Annotated in this window: 16 protein-coding genes; 15 read left to right on the top strand and 1 reads right to left on the bottom strand. The window is 44.0% G+C overall.

Annotation, left to right across the window (positions count from 1 at the left end; all coding sequences use genetic code 11):
* Nucleotides 1-19 precede the first annotated feature (19 nt).
* From eno to rpoS, 9 genes are all read left to right on the top strand, one after another.
* The gene (eno, locus tag ACZ5O6_RS09080; protein ID WP_447091876.1) at nucleotides 20-1309 is read left to right on the top strand and encodes a phosphopyruvate hydratase; all 1290 of its coding nucleotides are present in this window, start codon (nucleotides 20-22) and stop codon (nucleotides 1307-1309) included.
* An 87-nt stretch (nucleotides 1310-1396) separates the two neighbouring features.
* Entirely contained in the window at nucleotides 1397-1687 is a 291-nt protein-coding gene (gene ftsB, locus ACZ5O6_RS09075) for a cell division protein FtsB (RefSeq protein ID WP_447091877.1), read from the top strand.
* A gap of 23 nt (nucleotides 1688-1710) precedes the next feature.
* Nucleotides 1711-2457: a 2-C-methyl-D-erythritol 4-phosphate cytidylyltransferase gene (gene ispD, locus ACZ5O6_RS09070; RefSeq protein WP_447091878.1), complete on the top strand. Its 747-nt coding sequence runs from the start codon at nucleotides 1711-1713 to the stop codon at nucleotides 2455-2457.
* A 392-nt stretch (nucleotides 2458-2849) separates the two neighbouring features.
* A complete protein-coding gene (ispF, locus tag ACZ5O6_RS09065) occupies nucleotides 2850-3347 on the top strand; it encodes a 2-C-methyl-D-erythritol 2,4-cyclodiphosphate synthase (protein WP_447091916.1) in 498 nt (165 codons plus the stop codon).
* 64 nt (nucleotides 3348-3411) lie between these two features.
* Entirely contained in the window at nucleotides 3412-4446 is a 1035-nt protein-coding gene (truD, locus tag ACZ5O6_RS09060; protein WP_447091879.1) for a tRNA pseudouridine(13) synthase TruD, read from the top strand.
* 259 nt (nucleotides 4447-4705) lie between these two features.
* Complete coding sequence (locus tag ACZ5O6_RS09055) at nucleotides 4706-5347, top strand: protein-L-isoaspartate(D-aspartate) O-methyltransferase (RefSeq protein WP_447091917.1); 642 nt, start codon at nucleotides 4706-4708, stop codon at nucleotides 5345-5347.
* A complete protein-coding gene (locus ACZ5O6_RS09050; protein WP_447091881.1) occupies nucleotides 5347-6336 on the top strand; it encodes a DUF368 domain-containing protein in 990 nt (329 codons plus the stop codon). Before ACZ5O6_RS09055 ends, ACZ5O6_RS09050 begins: the two co-directional genes overlap by 1 nt.
* A gap of 123 nt (nucleotides 6337-6459) precedes the next feature.
* A complete protein-coding gene (locus tag ACZ5O6_RS09045; protein WP_447091882.1) occupies nucleotides 6460-7383 on the top strand; it encodes a peptidoglycan DD-metalloendopeptidase family protein in 924 nt (307 codons plus the stop codon).
* Nucleotides 7384-7616: 233 nt separating this feature from the next.
* Nucleotides 7617-8621, top strand: coding sequence for an RNA polymerase sigma factor RpoS (gene rpoS, locus ACZ5O6_RS09040; RefSeq protein ID WP_447091883.1), 1005 nt, complete (start codon nucleotides 7617-7619; stop codon nucleotides 8619-8621).
* A gap of 78 nt (nucleotides 8622-8699) precedes the next feature.
* Here rpoS and rnt read toward each other — a convergent pair whose 3' ends face one another.
* Complete coding sequence (gene rnt / locus ACZ5O6_RS09035) at nucleotides 8700-9305, bottom strand: ribonuclease T (RefSeq protein WP_447091918.1); 606 nt, start codon at nucleotides 9303-9305, stop codon at nucleotides 8700-8702.
* Nucleotides 9306-9510: 205 nt separating this feature from the next.
* On the opposite strand from rnt, the gene ACZ5O6_RS09030 reads away from it, so the two are divergent.
* From ACZ5O6_RS09030 to ccoP, 6 genes are all read left to right on the top strand, one after another.
* Nucleotides 9511-10602, top strand: a complete 1092-nt coding sequence (locus tag ACZ5O6_RS09030; RefSeq protein ID WP_447091884.1) for a flagellar protein MotY — start codon at nucleotides 9511-9513, stop codon at nucleotides 10600-10602.
* 191 nt (nucleotides 10603-10793) lie between these two features.
* Nucleotides 10794-12014 carry an argininosuccinate synthase gene (locus ACZ5O6_RS09025; RefSeq protein ID WP_447091885.1) on the top strand — a complete coding sequence of 407 codons (1221 nt, stop codon included), beginning with the start codon at nucleotides 10794-10796 and terminating at the stop codon, nucleotides 12012-12014.
* Between the two features lie 443 nt (nucleotides 12015-12457).
* The gene (gene ccoN / locus ACZ5O6_RS09020; protein ID WP_447091886.1) at nucleotides 12458-13909 is read left to right on the top strand and encodes a cytochrome-c oxidase, cbb3-type subunit I; all 1452 of its coding nucleotides are present in this window, start codon (nucleotides 12458-12460) and stop codon (nucleotides 13907-13909) included.
* A 12-nt stretch (nucleotides 13910-13921) separates the two neighbouring features.
* A complete protein-coding gene (ccoO, locus tag ACZ5O6_RS09015; RefSeq protein WP_447091887.1) occupies nucleotides 13922-14539 on the top strand; it encodes a cytochrome-c oxidase, cbb3-type subunit II in 618 nt (205 codons plus the stop codon).
* A gap of 18 nt (nucleotides 14540-14557) precedes the next feature.
* Nucleotides 14558-14725: a cbb3-type cytochrome oxidase subunit 3 gene (locus ACZ5O6_RS09010; RefSeq protein WP_447091888.1), complete on the top strand. Its 168-nt coding sequence runs from the start codon at nucleotides 14558-14560 to the stop codon at nucleotides 14723-14725.
* A gap of 98 nt (nucleotides 14726-14823) precedes the next feature.
* Nucleotides 14824-15738 carry a cytochrome-c oxidase, cbb3-type subunit III gene (ccoP, locus tag ACZ5O6_RS09005; RefSeq protein ID WP_447091889.1) on the top strand — a complete coding sequence of 305 codons (915 nt, stop codon included), beginning with the start codon at nucleotides 14824-14826 and terminating at the stop codon, nucleotides 15736-15738.
* Nucleotides 15739-15821: the final 83 nt, after the last annotated feature.

Genomic DNA, 15821 nt, shown 5'->3' with positions numbered 1-15821 from the left:
TACGGCCGGAGAAAACCCAGTGAGTAAAATTGTTAACATTAACGCCCTTGAAGTTTTAGATTCTCGTGGTAACCCAACAGTATCTGCTAACGTTATTTTAGAATGCGGTGCCGTGGGTTCGGCATGTGCGCCATCAGGCGCATCGACAGGTTCGCGTGAAGCACTGGAATTACGCGATGGCGACAAAGGTCGTTACTTGGGTAAAGGCGTGTTGACAGCGGTTAATCATATTAATACAACAATTAATACACTCTTAACCGGTAAAGACGCAAGTGATCAGAAAGCGATTGATCAGGCAATGATTGATGCAGATGGCACAGAAAATAAAGCCACTTTTGGCGCTAATGCTATTTTGGCCGTATCGCTTGCGGCGGCAAAAGCAGCCGCGAATGCAAAAAATATCCCACTATATCAACACATAGCAGATCTTAATGGCACGCCGGCTCAATACACGATGCCTGTACCCATGATGAATATTTTAAATGGTGGTGAGCACGCCGATAATAATGTCGATATTCAAGAGTTTATGGTGCAGCCTGTCGCGGCAAAAACATTTGCTGAGGCACTGCAAGTCGGTGCAGAAATTTTTCATGCGCTCAAAAAAGTTTTATCTAGTCAGGGCTTAAACACAGCGGTGGGTGATGAAGGCGGTTTTGCACCTAATCTAGCCTCTAATGCAGATGCAGTGGCCGTGATCAAAGACGCGATTGCGCAAGCCGGTTACGAACTCGGTAAAGATGTAACCTTAGCATTGGATTGTGCGGCGTCAGAGTTTTATGAAAATGGTCAGTACAACTTAAAAGGCGAAGGTAAGGTCTTTTCCTCTGAGGGTTTTAGTGATTATTTGGCAGCGCTTTGTGAGGAATACCCCATTATTTCTATCGAAGATGGTTTAGATGAATCAGACTGGGATGGCTGGAAATATCAAACAGAAATTCTTGGTGATAAAATCCAATTGGTGGGTGATGACCTCTTTGTAACGAATACTAAAATTTTACAAGAAGGTATTGATAAAGATATTGCTAACTCTATCCTGATTAAATTAAACCAAATCGGAACGCTGACAGAAACATTGGCGGCTATCAAAATGGCGAAAGATGCAGGCTATACCGCGGTAATATCACACCGTTCAGGTGAAACAGAAGATACTACAATCGCCGACCTAGCTGTAGCCACATCCGCTGGACAGATTAAAACAGGTTCTTTGTGTCGCTCGGATCGTGTCGCTAAATATAATCGTTTATTGGTTATTGAATCTGAGCTTAAAGGTTCTGCGCCTTATCGCGGCATGGCTGAATTTAAAAAGTGATTCATTGAACGTGCAAGTGTGCATAGCGCGCACTTAGCCTAAGCATACGGTATAAATTGTGCGGGATAAGTTGCGCGGGAGAATGTGATGAAGTGGTTGATTGTTGTGCTGCTGGCTATTTTGGGAGGGCTGCAATATCGTCTTTGGTTTAGTGAAGGTAGCCTATCTCATCGCGCTTTATTAAAGGCACAAATAGAACAGCAGCAGGCAGAAAATAATCGCCTGCGTGAGCGCAATGCCGTACTTGCTTTAGAGGTGGCGGCGTTAAAATCCGGTGTTGATGTCATCGAAGAGCGTGCGCGGGAACAAATGGGCATGATTAAAGAAAACGAAACGTTTTTTATGATGGTCGAGCCTCAGCAACGTACACCTAAATAATAAAAATAAAAAAGAACGGTATTGTGTCTGACCTTAAACCAACGAAAGATAAAGCCTCCGCATCTGTACCTGATCATGACGTATGGTTTGTTGTCCCCGCGGCGGGTATTGGTCAGCGTATGGGTGCAAATATTCCAAAGCAATATTTGCCTTTTTTAGATTCGACCATTATAGAAACTACCTTGTCAGTATTGCTGAAGTTTGAATGTGTCAAAGGAATTGTGGTGGCTATTCACCCCGAAGATACGCATTGGTCATCGTTGCCTATTGCTAATGATCCGCGTATTCATACGGTGGTCGGTGGCGCTGAGCGTAGTCAGTCGGTATTAGCGGGTTTGGACTTTTTGCGAAACAAAGTGTCAGAGTGCCAATGGGTATTAGTGCATGATGCGGCACGCCCTTGCATACATTTAGAGACCATTCGTCATTTATACAATGGTACGGCTACACATGCGGTCGGTGGTATTTTGGCGGTGCGTTGTAGTGATACATTAAAGTCAGTGAATGCAAATAATGATATTACGGCTACGGTTGATAGACGTGATATGTGGCAGGCGCAAACGCCGCAAATGTTTCGCTATCAGTTATTATATTCAGCGCTATCCGAAGGTTTAAAACAGCAGTCTGTGATTACCGATGAAGCGTCGGCGTTGGAGCAGGCGGGTTATTCGGTTACTATAGTCGAAGGTCGCCGTGATAATATTAAAATTACTCAGTCCGACGATCTTGTCGTAGCCGAAGCTATATATCAGCGTAATAGCTCACAGTAACTTTGGAAAAACGATGCATTTAGTTGCTGTTTTACGACGATAAAAATGATCATTCTCATTAAAGTACAATAAAAGAGCTTTACTCGTGGTGCATTCTAAAATTTCGAACAAAAAACAGGTTATATCTTCAGCAACACGCTTTAAATATATCCTATAAGCTTCGTGTCAGCTTGACCTACATGGAAGTAGGGAATGCAGGTTTTGCAGGAGAAAAAACCTGTCCCTGCTGCCAAGAATTGCTGAAGATATAACCTGCTTTTCTGTTCTATGAATGCAATTTAGCTCAGAATGCACCACAGGTAGCTTTTAAAATAATAAATAAAGAAATACGGCCTTGGTAGAGTACTTACTCATCAAAAGGCCTTACCGTACGGGAGCGAGGTGTAATGGATATTCGAATAGGTCAAGGTTACGATGTTCATGCCTTTGACAATGGTCAGCAAGGCATTAAGAATGTTGTTATTGGTGGCGTCATGATCCCTTACGATAGGGGCTTGGTTGCTCATTCTGATGGCGACGTACTCATTCATGCTTTATGTGATGCATTATTAGGTGCTTGTGGTTTGGGTGATATTGGTCATCATTTTCCCGATACCGACCCTGCTTATAAAGGTGCCGACAGCCGTACCTTACTGCGGTTGGTATACGCTAAAATTCGCTCGCTGCATTATCAATTGATTAATGCCGATATGACTATCGTCGCACAAGCGCCGAAAATGGCTCCCTATATTGATAATATGCGCGTTCATATTGCCGCAGACTTACAAGTGCATAAACAATGTGTGAATGTTAAAGCTACAACAACCGAACATTTAGGTTTTACAGGCCGTAAAGAAGGTATTGCTGCGCAGGCCGTCGTCCTGTTGGGGTTTGATGACTTTGGTGACTAAGTACTGCTTAATCAATGATTTTCCACACATTTCTGTCTAACGATGTATTGCTAAGCGCTATATTATGAGTTCTGCTTTCGCTATTAATTTCCCTACCGTTTATCCGTCGTTATCGCTTTCGGCACAGTTTCGCCAGTCCCCTCAAGACTTTTATGTTGAAGAACAATTGGGCTTTGAGCTATCTGGCAGTGGCGAACATCAATGTATTGAGTTTGAAAAAACAGGTCATAATACACATTGGGTCATTGCAGCACTGGCCGAACATGCTCAGGTGAGTGAACGTGATATTGGTTATTGTGGGCGCAAAGATCGCCATGCAGTAACTCGTCAATGGGCTAGTATCTATTGCCCGCCCATTGCTAAGCACCGACAAGAAGCAGACTCCACGGTTACCCCGCTAATTACCGACTGGGCGGCGTTTCGTATGGAAGGGGTACGTATTTTATCGATCAAAAACCATCACAAAAAACTTCGCTTGGGTGATCACGAAAGTAATCGCTTTTGTATTGCGTTACACGATGTGAGCAATCCTGCAGGCTTTCTTTCAGAGGCAGAAAAAAAGACTGTTTTGACAGAGCTAAAGCGCCGTCTCTCGTTAGGAGTGCCCAATTATTTTGGTGAGCAACGCTTTGGCCGGGGGGCGAATAATTTGGTGTTGGCTAATCAATGGTTGCTAGAGGGGATCTCCCCACCAAGAAAACAGCGATCAATGATCTTATCCGCCGCGCGTTCTTATATTTTCAACACGCTATTAGCTTACAGGGTTCGGCATCAGCAATGGAATCAGACGGTAGATGGTGATGTTGTCGAGGGCGATTACCCAACAGGACCACTGTGGGGAAGAGGGCGATCACCAGCGCAGGGAGCAGCCCTAGACTATGAGCAAGAGGCATTGCACTCGTTATTGCCGTGGTGTGAAAAGTTGGAGTATCTAGGATTACAACAAGAAAGGCGTGCGCTTGTGCTTGTTCCTCGCGGTTTTGAAATTCATTGGAAAGAAGAGAGTTTATTGCTGTCGTTTTCTTTGCCGACGGGCACATTCGCTACGTCGGTGCTGGCAGAAGTAGCTACTTGTATTGATCCGCGCCAGCAAAATTAGTTGATAAATCTCTTTCGTACGTTTTATGTTACGCCCAGATCGCGTCGTCATAAATAATCACACATTATGGTATATTAGGCCTGATATGGAGCAGCCTCTTAATCATGATTTTTTTGTATTTAAGGGCTTGCCTTATTTACGAAAAGTCTACGATATTGAGTCGTTTATATCGATATTATATGGCGAGCAATCGCAATTACTATAAGGAAACCCCTTGAATACTTCGTTACAAGATAATCTTCGGCTTCAGGGCATCGGTATGACTTCCCAGCGCACCCGCGAGCGTTTGGTTCAGCGGCTCATTGATCAGGGCATTGTGAATCAACAAGTACTTGATGTGATGCGTCATTTGCCTCGACACTTATTTTTGGACGAAGCCTTATCTCATCGCGCTTATGAGGATACGGCCTTGCCTATCGGGCATGGGCAGACGTTGTCTCAGCCTTATATTGTTGCGCGTATGACAGAAATGATCATCGCTGCCACGCCTGTTCGCGACAAAGTCCTCGAAATTGGTACCGGTTCGGGTTATCAAACCGCGGTATTAGCGCCATTTGCTAAGGAGTTGTACAGTGTTGAGCGTATTAAGCCTCTGCAAGATAAGGCGCGACAAATTATCCGCCAACTACGTATCAATAATGTGCGCTTTCACCATGCCGATGGTGGTTTTGGCTGGCCATCGCAAGGGCCTTTCAATGTCATACTCAGTGCAGCGGCTCCAGCTCGCATTCCTGAAGAGCTGAAACAGCAGTTGGCGCCCGATGGCGTGCTCATTATTCCTGTTGGCGAGTATGAGCAGGTGCTGACGATGGTGCTGCGTAAGGGAGATAGTGATGAATTTCATCAACAGCAAATCGAACCTGTTAAATTTGTTCCTTTAGTGCAAGGAGTAACACGGTAGTGACAGAGCAAGGCTTTTCATCGAAGCAACCATCTAACTCCTCTCAATCGACTGCCTCATCTTATTGGTTCTTTCTATTTGCTAAAGGATTATTAATGGGAGCGGCTGATGTGGTGCCCGGCGTTTCGGGTGGCACCATTGCTTTTATTACGGGTATTTATACTCGTCTTATTAATGCGCTAAAAACCTTACACCCTCTAACACTAACGTTGCTATATAAAGAAGGGGTAGGTGCTTTTTGGCAAGCGATTGATGGCCGTTTTTTACTGACACTGTTTGCGGGTATTTTATTAAGTGTTATTAGCTTGGCAAAACTCATTCATTATCTCTTAGACGTCTACCCGATTCCTGTATGGTCTTTCTTTTTTGGTCTAGTGCTCGCATCGATTGTTTATCTAATGCGTCAAGTTAAGCAGTGGCAGTTGCCGCAAGTTATCGCTGTTGTTGTCGGTACGGGTGTTGCCTTACTCATTTCGGTGATGACACCGGCTCAACTACCCGATACATGGTGGATGCTCTTGCTCGCTGGCTCCATTGCAATTTGCGCTATGATTCTCCCCGGTATTTCGGGTAGCTTTATTTTGTTACTGATGGGGATGTATACCGTCGTTATTCAAGCTATCAGTGAGTTCAATGTATTGCTGTTATCCAGTTTTGCAATTGGTGCAGTGATAGGTTTGGTGTTATTTAGCCATGTGCTGAGTTATCTTTTGCAGCATTTTTATCACTTGATGATGGCGCTGCTTACGGGCTTTCTTGTGGGTTCGCTAAATGTATTATGGCCTTGGAAAGAGGTGCACGAAAGTGTGCTTAATCGCCACGGGGAACTTATTCCTTTAGTGCAATCTAATGTTTCCCCTTTTACTTTTACTGAATTAACAGCGAGTCCTTCTTTTTTTGTGATTGCCTTATTGTGCGCTAGCGGCGGATTTTTGGTTGTTTTTTCGCTAGATTGGTTAAGCAATAGGCATGCACAGTCGAGCACATAAGTGTGATCAGTGTCACATTTGCGCTATAAAAGCGTATTTTTACCAGAGAAAGTAGGCTTCCTTATAAAAATTTTAGAGTGTTTTCGCATAAATCGGAATGTTTAAGTACATTTGAGTATAAAAATGAATACACAGGAATTGAATAAATTATCCACACCTTTTGTACAGTTTCTTTTATTGTCCTTTCGGGTGTTCGTTATATTGACCATCTGTATTGTTGTCTCGTCATGTATCTTTTCCCAAAACATCGCTCCCACGTCAGACCTTAGTCGTAAAAATGTGACGGCGGTCGCTAATGCGTCAGAGCATGTCGTCAAACGTGGTGAAACATTATTTGCTATTGCTTGGAAATATGGACTTGATTATCGTCAATTGGCAATCGCTAATAATATCGATCGTCGTTTTTTAATTTATCCGGGCCAAGTCCTTAGTTTATCGACTAAGGTGTCTCCAGTTATCGACAGTTCATCGGCTAGTAATGTAAAGAAAGGCAAGGTGATTTCCCCTCCTGTTGCTCCCACAACATCATCTACACCATTGCCGAAGCAAAGTGTTTCACGAAAAGTAGTAAAAAAACCAACTGAGGCACCCTCGGTAACCGCGCGTGCAGAAAAAAAATCGTCTTCATCGAAGAGGGTAACTGTAAGTAATTCTGGTAGCCAAAAGTTATATTGGCGCTGGCCGGCCAAAGGTAAAGTGATCACTAACTTTTCTTCTGCTAAGGCGGGTAATAAGGGGATTGATCTCGCCGGTAAAAAGGGGGATTCTGTTACTGCAGCTGCATCAGGAACAATTGTTTATGCAGGTAGCGGATTGCGAGGGTACGGCAAGCTCATCATTATTAAACATAATGAGACCTATTTAAGTGCTTATGCCCACAACGATCGAATACGAGTTAGAGAAGGGCAGAAGGTTAAGCTTGGGCAACATATTGCAGATATTGGTTCCAGTGGTTCTCGAGCGAATATCAACAAGCTACATTTTGAGATTAGACGGAATGGTCAATCCGTCAACCCAATAAAATATTTGCCTAAAAGAAAATCCTAAACTCTTGCTAACTTTGACCGATAACAGAGTTAAGTGACAGAAAGATAAAAGCTGCACTTAACACACCGTTATCAGGGTGCTGTTTGTCATCCTCGAAGTATGAAGGTATTGCAACACATGAGAGGGTTAAGCATGGTGATTGCAAGCTGGATTAGGCTTTACATTCAGTGTTAGTAAATATAAGTAAGTGCAGACACATCCTCGGTAGTCTGTACACAAGTGGGTACAATACAATGACAACTGCAGAAATCACCGCAATAGCGGATAGCGAAATTACCAACTTACACGTCATTGGAGAAGATGGCGCAGGCTCTACACCAGCCAACGCTGACTCTGTATCGTCGACAAGCGCATCATCGGATAAATCATCGATACAGAAAAAAGCGGATGTACAGAAAACGCTAGATGCGACACAAATCTATTTAAACGAAATAGGTTTCTCTCCATTGCTTTCGGCAGAAGAGGAAGTATTTTTTGCACGTAAATCGCTTAAAGGCGATGAAGCCGCACGCAAACGCATGATAGAAAGTAATCTTCGTTTAGTGGTTAAAATTTCTCGGCGTTATGTGAATCGTGGCCTAGCGTTGCTGGATTTGATTGAAGAAGGTAACTTGGGTTTAATCCGCGCAGTAGAGAAGTTTGATCCAGAGAGAGGCTTTCGTTTTTCAACTTATGCGACATGGTGGATACGACAAACGATAGAGCGTGCGATCATGAACCAAACTCGCACGATTCGTTTGCCGATACATGTTGTTAAAGAGCTGAATGTTTATCTTCGCGCGGCACGTGAGTTGTCACAAAAATTAGATCACGAACCCTCTGCAGAAGAAATTGCTCATCTCTTGGATAAGCCTGTCGCTGATGTAGAAAAGATGCTTGGTTTAAACGAGCGTGTTAATTCTATTGATGTGAATATCGGGCCTCAAGGCGATAAGACATTATCAGACACTATTCCCGACCAAAATGTTTCCGATCCAGTATCTTTGCTACAAGATAGTGATATGAGTGCGAGCATTGACGGATGGTTAACTGAATTGACCGAAAAGCAACGAGAAGTGTTATGCCGACGTTTTGGTTTGCGTGGTCACGAGACAAGTACGCTAGAAGAAGTAGGTAGAGAAATTGGCCTTACTCGTGAGCGTGTACGTCAGATTCAAGTGGAAGCACTTAAGCGTTTAAAAGATATTATGGCGCTACAAGGTTTAGACAGTGAGGCAATATTTAGTGCAATGTCATAATATTGAGCGTGTCATTGTTTAGCCATAAAAAAACCGGATGATAATATCCGGTTTTTTTATGGCTGTTTATATGATGGCTTAGCGTAGCGGCCAGCCACCAAGCTCTTGCCAGCGATTAACAATAATACAAAATAGCTCCGCTGTTTTACGTGTATCGTATGAAGCAGCATGGGCCTCTTTGTTACTGAAGCCTATCTTAGCGAGCTGGCAAGCTTGTGCAAGCACGGTATGCCCAAAAGCTAAGCCTGAAAGTGTGGCGGTATCCATACAGGAGAATGGATGAAATGGGTTGCGTTTAGCGTCGCAACGTTGTGCTGCAGCATTAATAAAACCTAAATCAAAGTGTGCGTTATGTGCAACCATGACAGCGCGTGAGCAGTCATTGCGCTTAATAGCTTTACGAATAATGCGAAATAGATCGCTCAGCACCTCTTCTTCAGATATTGCATTGCGGTCAGGGTTATCTAAATCGATGCCGGTAAAGTCGAGCGCAGATTGCTCAATGTTGGCTCCATCAAAAGGGATGACATGATACTCATAGAGCTTATCAATGCTCAATATTCCCTCATCATCCATCGTGAGTGTAGCGGCGGATACCTCCAGTAATGCATCCGTATGGGCATTAAACCCACCGGTTTCAACATCGATGACTACAGGTAAAAACCCGCGAAATCGTTCTGCCATCAACGAATTGTGATCTGAGTGTGACACGACATGTCCTTAAAAGAGTTGTTTGACCTAAGTCATACATAGGGTGAGTGAAAATACTTGAGTTGTTATGGTTGTTTTGCCTGCATTGCAGCCGTGCATAACAAAAAGCCTCAACTATACTCATAAGTAACTAGGGTCATAGTTACTCGTTACTATTTCAGTAAAGTGTATTGAAGTAATGATTTGCATCGTACCTAAAAAGGCGCTTAAAGCACAGGATATTATTGCCGATAAAATTATTATGAATACCCGAACTAATAAAAATCATTCTGCCAATAGCATTCGTCATTTAATAAAGGACGTTATATGTATTGGTGGTGTTCTGTGTATGGTGGTCGTGTCGTCTACTGCATTGGCGGCCAGCTCTATTACTTATGCGACACGTATTGATGCCGTTTCTTGGGTGTTTGAAGGTTCAAAATTCTCTTGTCAGGTAAGCCACAATATTGACGATTTTGGTACGGCAGTATTTGAGCAAAGAGCGGGTGTGAGCACACGCTTTTTCCTACAGTCGCAAAGCCCTCGGATGAAGTCAGGGCAAGCCGATTTAATTTCTCAGCCCCCCACATGGTTGCTGAATGAGCCTGTAGTGAAGCTGGCGGCGGTTAGTGTTAAGCATAGCGAAACCCCGGTAACACTCAGGCGTAAACTGTCTGAGCGCATGCTCGCTGAATTGCAAAAGGGCATGGACTTACATATTGTGCGTAAGCCTTGGTATGGTGATAGTCAGTCACTGGTTGTTGTTGTATCCAGTATTGGCTTTGGCGATACCTATCGAGACTATTTAGGCTGTTTGCGTCATTTACTTCCTGTTAATTACTCTCAAATAGAAAAGCGCTCCCTCTATTACAATGAAGGTGAAGAGCTTACTCAGAAAGTGAGTGCGTACTTACGCCAAGTGGCAGACTATATTGCGGAAGACCCTGCAGTTAAAGCAGTATATATCGACGGCCATACCGACAGTATTGGCGTGCGTGCAGATAATTTAGAAAAATCTAAAAATAGAACGTCACTTGTGGTGGATTATTTGGTTGAGAAGGGGGTGCCTGTTGATATGATCGTCGCTCGCTGGCATGGCGAACGCTATCAGGTAGCGACAAACCAGACAGCGGCAGGGCGTGCCAAAAATCGACGTGTGACACTGCGTTTGAGTAAAGAGCCTCCTCATAATGTGTTAGAGTCCTCTGTGCCTAAAGCCATCCAAGAAAACGCCTCTACAGAAACCCCAGTAAGCAATGATCTTGAAAATGAAACGACTGAGCAGCCTTAGGACAATATATTAGGGTTCTGTCTTAGTCTGCCCTCTTATTACCCGCGATAACTTTTCTCACCATTCACTATTTTCTGTTACAATCCGCGCCCTGTTGGGCACATAAGCCCACCCTATATTTGGCGGCCAACATACTATCCCTATGCTGTAAGCCGTTCATTCATTTATTGTGTAGTCTTCAGGAGAGATTCATGTCTTCTATTAAAAAAGTAGTTTTGGCTTATTCAGGCGGATTAGATACTTCAGTTATCGTGCGTTGGTTGCAAGAGACTTATGAATGTGAAGTCGTGACGTTTACCGCAGACCTGGGACAAGGCGAAGAGGTTGAGCCCGCCAGAGCAAAAGCAGAAGCCTTAGGCGTGAAAGAAATTTATATTGATGATTTACGTGAAGAATTTGTGCGTGATTATGTTTTTCCTATGTTTCGCGCTAATGCGATTTATGAGGGCGAGTATTTATTAGGTACGTCTATTGCGCGTCCATTGATTGCTAAGCGTATGATTGAGATTGCCAACGAGACCGGAGCCGATGCCATTTCTCATGGGGCAACGGGTAAGGGTAACGATCAAGTGCGATTTGAGCTAGGTGCTTATGCGTTGAAGCCGGGCGTGGAAGTCATTGCCCCTTGGCGTGAATGGGATCTTACCTCGCGCGAGACGCTGATGGACTACTGTGCTAAACACGATATTCCTGTCGATTATTCTAGTAGTAAGAAAAAATCTCCCTATTCAATGGATGCAAATTTACTGCACATTTCTTACGAAGGTGGGATGTTAGAAGATCCATGGGCAGAAGCTGAAGAAGATATGTGGCGTTGGAGTGTATCGCCTGAAAATGCACCGGATGAAGCAGTTTATTTGGAATTACGTTATGAGCAAGGCGATATTGTTGCCATTGATGGTGAAGAGATGTCACCAGCAACGGTATTGGAAACACTGAATAAAATCGGTGGTGCTCATGGCGTTGGTCGACTCGATATTGTAGAAAATCGTTATGTGGGTATGAAGTCTCGCGGCTGTTATGAAACCCCAGGCGGTACTATTATGATGAAGGCTCACCGTGCCATAGAGTCTATTACGCTTGATCGTGAAGTCGCGCATTTAAAAGATGAATTGATGCCTAAATATGCTGAGCTAATCTATAACGGTTACTGGTGGAGCCCTGAGCGTGAGATGTACCAGGTGATGATCGATGAATCACAAAAAGTGGTCAATGGTGATGTGCGCGTTAAGTTGTATAAAGGGGCAGTCAGTGCCGTTGGTCGTCGTTCAGAAAATACCCTATTTGATGAAAGCATTGCAACCTTTGAAGATGATGCCGGTGCGTATGATCAAAAAGATGCGGCGGGCTTTATCAAATTAAATGCACTCAGACTGCGAATTGCTGCCAACAAAGGTAGAAAATTGTTGTAGAATTCCCGCGTTTCTCAATGTACCGCTTTTTTGGTCGGAAGCGGGACAAATTCAGGTTTTAAAACACTACCCTGAAGAGATAAAACAACGGTAGACGATAATCATCTCTACCCAGTGTGCCGGGAGCCTTCTCGGTAATGACTAGCACTACTTGTGTTAACTACTTTTTCTATTGTTATAGAAGCGTATGTTAATGCAAGTATTGCTGCAAAATATGGTGTCTGATCTATAATCAATGGGCGAATCGTGTTGGTTTGTCGAGTGGGTAACGATAATCACCTTTTTTGATCCTAATCAAAAAGGTGTTGTACACCTTATGACACTGTAACGTCCTCCAGCACTTCGCCTTTTGGGCGCAGCGTGTGCTGGCCGTTTACAGTTTTGATGTTTGCTTTCTAGCCACCTAGGCTAACTAATTAGGTTAATCACTTAGGAAAGTTTCTATGAGTAATCAGATCGCAGCGGCTAACGCGAGTTCCGTTTACAACTACCATATTGTTCGTCAGTTCTCGATTATGGCTATTGTATGGGGCATCGTTGGAATGGGAATCGGGGTGTTACTCGCTTCTCAGCTCGTTTGGCCCGGTTTAAACGATATATTTCAGCCATACACGCACTTCGGCCGTTTACGCCCTTTGCATACAAACGCTGTTATTTTTGCCTTTGGAGGTTGTGCGTTATTTGCAACGTCTTATTACGTGGTGCAGCGTACCTGTCAAACCAAGCTTTTTGGTGGGTGGTTAATTCCATTTACCTTTTGGGGTTGGCAAGCGGTTATTGTTTTAGCTGCCATTACTTTGCCAATGGGCTATACCTCAAGTAAAGAATACGCCGAACTAGAGTGGCCTATTGATATTCTGATTGCCTTGGTATGGGTGTCCTATGCCGTTGTGTTTTTCGGTACGATTATGAAGCGAAAAACTTCCCACATTTACGTGGCTAACTGGTTTTTTGGTGGGTTTATTTTAACGGTAGCGGTATTGCATATCGTGAATAGCGCAGCGATTCCTGTATCGCTGACCAAGTCATACTCTGCGTATGCCGGTGCAGCCGACGCTATGATCCAATGGTGGTATGGGCATAATGCGGTAGGTTTCTTCTTAACGGCAGGCTTTTTGGGGATGATGTATTACTTCGTACCTAAGCAAGCAGGTCGCCCGGTTTATTCTTATCAATTATCAATCGTTCATTTCTGGGCGCTTATCTCCCTTTATATCTGGGCAGGTTCGCACCATCTACATTATTCCGCTTTGCCCGATTGGGCACAAAGTCTCGGTATGGTCATGTCATTGATCTTGCTCGCGCCAAGCTGGGGCGGCATGATCAACGGTATTATGACCTTATCCGGCGCATGGCATAAATTGCGTACTGATCCGACTTTACGTTTTCTTGTAGTGTCGTTGTCGTTCTATGGTATGTCGACGTTTGAAGGCCCGATGATGGCGATTAAAACTGTGAATGCCTTGTCCCACAATACTGATTGGACTATTGGTCATGTGCATTCAGGTGCACTGGGCTGGGTAGCCATGATTTCTATTGGCTCGCTTTATCACCTCATTCCTATTTTGTTTGGAAAGAAAGCCATGTGGCGCGTTAATTTAATTAATGTACATTTTTGGCTGGCAACATCGGGTACGGTGCTATACATCGCCGCGATGTGGGTTAATGGTATTACGCAAGGCCTTATGTGGCGTGCATTCAACGCTGACGGTTCGCTAACGTATAGCTTTATTGAATCCGTACAGGCAAGCCAAGGTGGGTATATCGTAAGGGTGATTGGTGGTGCATTGTTCTTGTCAGGCATGTTAGTGATGGCCTACAACACATACCGTACCGTTCGTGACGCAGAACCTGAAGACGTCAGCATTTCACCATCATCTACTCAAGCCGCATAAGAGGATCATACAGTGAAGAATCATGACATTGTAGAAAAGAACATCGGTTTGATGTTGTTCTTCGTTATCATCGCGATTAGCTTTGGTGGCTTAGTTGAGATCGTGCCGCAGTTTTTCTTAAAAGAAACCACTACGCCTATTGAAGGCTTAAAACCATTAAAAGCCGTCGAACTAGAAGGCCGTGACATTTATATTCGCGAAGGGTGCCACGTTTGTCATACACAAATGGTGAGACCGCTACGTGCAGAAGTTGAGCGTTATGGACACTACTCGGTCGCAGGTGAGTCTGTTTATGAGCATCCATTTTTATGGGGTTCAAAACGCACAGGCCCAGATCTTGCGCGTGTGGGCGGTCGTTATAGTGATGTATGGCATAAAGCCCATTTATATAATCCGCGTAATGTTGTACCAGCATCAAACATGCCCTCATTCCCTTGGTTATTTGATGCCGTAATTAGTGGCGAAGAAACACCGAAAAAGATGCGTGCTTTACGCACAGTGGGTGTGCCTTATACCAATGCTGATATCGAAGGTGCAGAAGCAGCGGTGAAAGGGACAACAGAAATTGATGCGCTCGTTGCTTATTTGCAGCAGTTAGGTACGTTGCCTATCTTGCAGCAAAAACGCTAATAAACTCTGGAGATTATAATGGACATCAATGATATTCGAGGTTTATCTACTGTATTGGTGATGATCGCTTTCGTTGGTATTTTTTGGTGGGCATTTTCTCCTGCGCGTAAAAAGAAATTTGATGATGCGGCAAACTTACCTTTTGCTGATGACGACAACCACAGTCGATCATTAGACGATAAATAATTATCGGTACGGCGTAGTGAATCAATTAATGAGTCGTGCAAACCACTAAGGTGCGCATGTTTCAGTCTACAAAGAGTAGAGACAATAGGTAATAAATTATGAGTACGTTTTGGAGTTGGTGGATTATCGGTCTTACTGTGACCAATTTATTATTGATCCTGTGGGTATTGCTCGCGAACCGTAAAGTGGCGGTAAGAGATGATGCTGATCCAGAAAATAAAACGACAGGCCATGTTTATGATGGCATTGAAGAGTATGACAACCCGCTACCCAAATGGTGGTTCTACTTGTTTATTGGCACGTTTGTTTTTGCCATCCTTTATTTAGTTTTATATCCGGGCTTGGGTAGTTGGAAAGGTTACTTCCCGTTCTATGAAGAAGGGCATTGGACGAGCGTTCGACAATTAGAAGAGCAGCAGCAAAAAGCACTGGCGCAACACGAAACCAGCTATGGCATCTATTCTGAAATGTCGGTTGAAGAACTAGCAGACGACCCACGCGCGATGAAAATGGCTTCGCGTATTTATGCCAATAACTGTGCGGTTTGTCATGGTGCCGATGCGGGTGGTGCGCTGGGTTTCCCAAACCTCACAGATAATGATTGGTTGTACGGTGGTACCCCTGAAAATATTAAGCATACGTTGGTCAATGGCCGACAAGCGGCAATGCCGGGCTGGTCAACGGTACTTGGTGAAAAAGGTATTAATACGGTCACTCAATATGTACTGAGTTTGTCTGGTGCAGAACACGATGCCTCTTTGGTTGAGGCGGGTGCAAAAATCTATGCGAGCAATTGTGTGGCTTGCCATGGTGGTGATGCCAAAGGTAATTATGCAATGGGTGCGCCTAACCTAACCGATGATATTTGGTTGTATGAGGGAACCCCGGCAGGTATACGTCAAACCTTGCGTCAAGGCCGTAACGGTGTGATGCCTGCACAACAGAATCGATTGCGTGAAGATAAAATTCATTTGCTAACGGCTTATGTTTATCAGTTATCGTTAGAAAAATAAATGCCAACACAGTGAGCGTAAATCGTTCGCTGTTTTTTATGCCGTTATTCATCATAACGGCTAAGCTCTCTCCTTTTTAACCT

This window comes from Eionea flava, assembly GCF_055393785.1.
Note: the sequence above shows the minus strand (reverse complement) of the source record. Positions and strands in the feature narration are given on the sequence as shown.

Coding starts and splice junctions, on each gene's coding strand:
- ftsB (WP_447091877.1), top strand. CDS start 1,397: ATGAAGTGGTTGATTGTTGTGCTGCTGGCTATTTTGGGAGGGCTGCAA.
- truD (WP_447091879.1), top strand. CDS start 3,412: ATGAGTTCTGCTTTCGCTATTAATTTCCCTACCGTTTATCCGTCGTTA.
- ACZ5O6_RS09055 (WP_447091917.1), top strand. CDS start 4,706: ATGACTTCCCAGCGCACCCGCGAGCGTTTGGTTCAGCGGCTCATTGAT.
- ACZ5O6_RS09045 (WP_447091882.1), top strand. CDS start 6,460: ATGAATACACAGGAATTGAATAAATTATCCACACCTTTTGTACAGTTT.
- rpoS (WP_447091883.1), top strand. CDS start 7,617: ATGACAACTGCAGAAATCACCGCAATAGCGGATAGCGAAATTACCAAC.
- rnt (WP_447091918.1), bottom strand. CDS start 9,305: ATGGCAGAACGATTTCGCGGGTTTTTACCTGTAGTCATCGATGTTGAA.
- ACZ5O6_RS09030 (WP_447091884.1), top strand. CDS start 9,511: ATGATTTGCATCGTACCTAAAAAGGCGCTTAAAGCACAGGATATTATT.
- ACZ5O6_RS09025 (WP_447091885.1), top strand. CDS start 10,794: ATGTCTTCTATTAAAAAAGTAGTTTTGGCTTATTCAGGCGGATTAGAT.
- ccoN (WP_447091886.1), top strand. CDS start 12,458: ATGAGTAATCAGATCGCAGCGGCTAACGCGAGTTCCGTTTACAACTAC.
- ACZ5O6_RS09010 (WP_447091888.1), top strand. CDS start 14,558: ATGGACATCAATGATATTCGAGGTTTATCTACTGTATTGGTGATGATC.
- ccoP (WP_447091889.1), top strand. CDS start 14,824: ATGAGTACGTTTTGGAGTTGGTGGATTATCGGTCTTACTGTGACCAAT.